This window comes from Haloferula sargassicola, assembly GCF_040362925.1.
In the GTDB taxonomy this organism is placed as follows: domain Bacteria; phylum Verrucomicrobiota; class Verrucomicrobiia; order Verrucomicrobiales; family Akkermansiaceae; genus Haloferula; species Haloferula sargassicola.
The window spans coordinates 1-1,090 of the sequence record NZ_BAABRI010000056.1; the positions used below are offsets into that span (position 1 = coordinate 1).

1 protein-coding gene is annotated in these 1,090 nt (G+C 67.2%); it reads left to right on the forward strand.

What is annotated here, in order from left to right:
- The coding region (locus tag ABXH26_RS20570; RefSeq protein ID WP_353568982.1) for an IS91 family transposase at window positions 1-832 on the forward strand (832 nt) is incomplete at its 5' end.
- Window positions 833-1,090 lie beyond the last annotated feature (258 nt).

Sequence of the window (1,090 nt, forward strand, 5' to 3'; positions counted from 1 at the left end):
CACCTTGCCCGCCGAGCTGCGGTCGCTCGGCCTCCACCGGCCCGAAGTCCTCTACCACCTCATGCTACGCGAGAGCGCCGCCGCCCTCCAGGACCTCATCGCCACCCGATACGGCGGCGCGAAAGGAGGCTTCACCAGCGTGCTCCATACCTGGGGCAGGCAGATCCAGCACCACCCGCACGTCCACCTCATCGTCCCCGCCATCGCCATTCATCCGGAGACCGGCCGCATCGCCCGTCCCGCGAAGGATGATTTCCTCGTTCACTTCCGCCCGCTCGCCGCCCGCTTCCGCAGCCGCATGCATGCTGCGCTCCGGCGTGATCATCCCGAGATATGGCATTTGCTTTCCCCGGACCAAAGACATGCCTTGAGTCCACGCAAGACATGGAATGCCCAACTCCAGCCCGTCGGCCGAGGGAAGACCGCCCTGCGCTATCTTGCCCGCTACGTTTGCCGCAGCGCCTTTTCCGCCAAGCGCCTGCTCGGCTACGACGCCGCTGGAAACGTCCGCCTCGCCTGGACCGACAGCACCACCGGCAAGACCGGCGTCCTCACGCTTCATCCCCACGAATTCATCCACCGCTGGCTCATCCATGTTTTGCCCAAGGGCTTTCCGCGCGTGCGGCATTACGGCTTCCAGAGCCCCGCCGCCCGCAAGACCCGGCTGCTTGTCCGCGCCCTGCTCGGAGAGATCGGCGAGCCCGCCGCCGTGCTGCCCGAGATCGAGCCCTTCGCCTGCCCACACTGTGGTGGGCCGCTCACCTACCTTCGCGACATCGCACCCATCCGCATCCCCCGCGGGCCACCGATCCGAACCACCGTGCGGCCATGACCCACATCCTCCCCAGCTTCACCCAAGCACCGCCGCAAGCCGTGCCGTGGGAACGTGCGGCTGCGAACTACGATTTTCACCGTAAAAGCGCCCATGCTTCGCCGCGTTTCCGGAAACCCCGCTCCACCGGTGACTCGCACCTCTCCCGGCGCGGGCGAATCCCGGAGCGATTCGTCCCGCGGCCCCCGCGGAAGTCGTCAAACGGCCATCCGCCGCCGCCCGATCACGGCAAGTCGTTGACCCACAGACGCGGATTGA